At 45.9% G+C, this 1,408-nt stretch carries 1 protein-coding gene; it reads left to right on the top strand.

The genetic code is table 11. From position 1 onward, the window contains the following. Positions 1-160: 160 nt before the first annotated feature. Positions 161-1,408, top strand: a 1,248-nt coding sequence (gene ltrA, locus GC102_RS20590) for a group II intron reverse transcriptase/maturase (protein WP_171691195.1), incomplete at its 3' end; no start/stop codon positions are given.

Raw genomic sequence — 1,408 nt, 5'->3', positions numbered from 1 at the left:
TCGTAAACGGCAGACCTATAAGCCCCAAAGGTGAAGTGGCGAGTTGCGGGAAGGGAGTCGGAAGGGGCCATACTACCGTGGATCCGGTGGACAACATAACCCCGGGGAGGGAAGGGCAATTCCCTACTTCGTTCATGGGAATTTGAGGAGGTAAGAGCAAGTGAATGCCGAACATACGGCTAACGGCACCAATGAAAACGCTCGACGACTCCAAAATACCCTCTATCTTGCGGCTAAGGCCAACCCTAAGCGCAAGTTTCATGCTCTGTACGATAAAATATTCCGGAAAGACGTCCTGCGGGAAGCATGGTTGCGAGTGAAGAAGAATCGAGGCAGTGCCGGTGTAGATGGACAAACGATTGAGTCCATCGTCCAAGCATACGGTGAAGAAACCTTTTTCGAAGAAATCAGGCAGCAGTTGGTGGACGGGACGTACAAGCCATCCCCTGTGAAGCGGAAAGAGATACCTAAACCGGATGGGAAAACTCGTCCATTAGGAATTCCGACGATCCGAGACCGAACTGTGCAGATGGCAACAAAAATGGTGATCGAAGGCATCTTTGAGGCGGATTTTAAAGATTGCTCTTATGGATTTCGTCCAAAGAGGTCGGCACACCATGCCATCAAATGTATTCGAGATAGCGTCAATGGGGGAATTGTTAATTGGGTAGTCGACGTAGATATTACGGGCTATTTCGATAACATCTCGCATAGCAAACTATTGAGACTGGTAGAAGAGCGTATCTGTGACAAGCGCATCCTGAAATTAATCAGGCAATGGCTTGAAGCAGGTGTGATGAAGGAAGGGATTTGGCACAAAACGGAAATCGGAAGTCCGCAGGGTGGAGTGATATCTCCGTTACTCGCCAATATCTATTTAAACTACCTCGATACGATTTGGGAAAAGCGTTTTTCTCATCTTGGAAAACTGGTTAGGTATGCTGATGATCTAGTCATTCTATGCAGGTTCAAACCGCAGGCACTCGAATCAATTCGAATCCTTAAGGCCATCTTTGGAAAACTGGAACTAACGATGAATACTAGTAAATCGAAGTTAGTACGTCTATGGAAGAACGAAGACGGGTTTGACTTTCTTGGTTTTCACCATCGAAAAATGCCGTATCTTCATAAAAACGGAGTTATGTATCCCCTTCGAAGTTTTCCATCAAAGAAAGCGATGAAGAAGATACGTCTGCGTGTGAAAGAAGAAACGTCTCCAAGAGGCCGACTCCAATGGTCACTAAAATTGATGATGGAAATACTTAATCCGATGATTCAGGGATGGCGCAACTATTACGCTCATCTGGATGTCGATCGGAAGAAGTCTAATGGCTTCCTAGCCAAGATAGACTGGTATATCCTAAGGAGAATGAGACTTTTCTGGAATAAGAAGCACAAGAAGCACAAG

The sequence above is a fragment of the Paenibacillus germinis genome, assembly GCF_013141785.1.
GTDB lineage: Bacteria > Bacillota > Bacilli > Paenibacillales > NBRC-103111 > Paenibacillus_E > Paenibacillus_E phytorum.
This window is presented reverse-complemented; position numbering and strand designations above follow the sequence as displayed.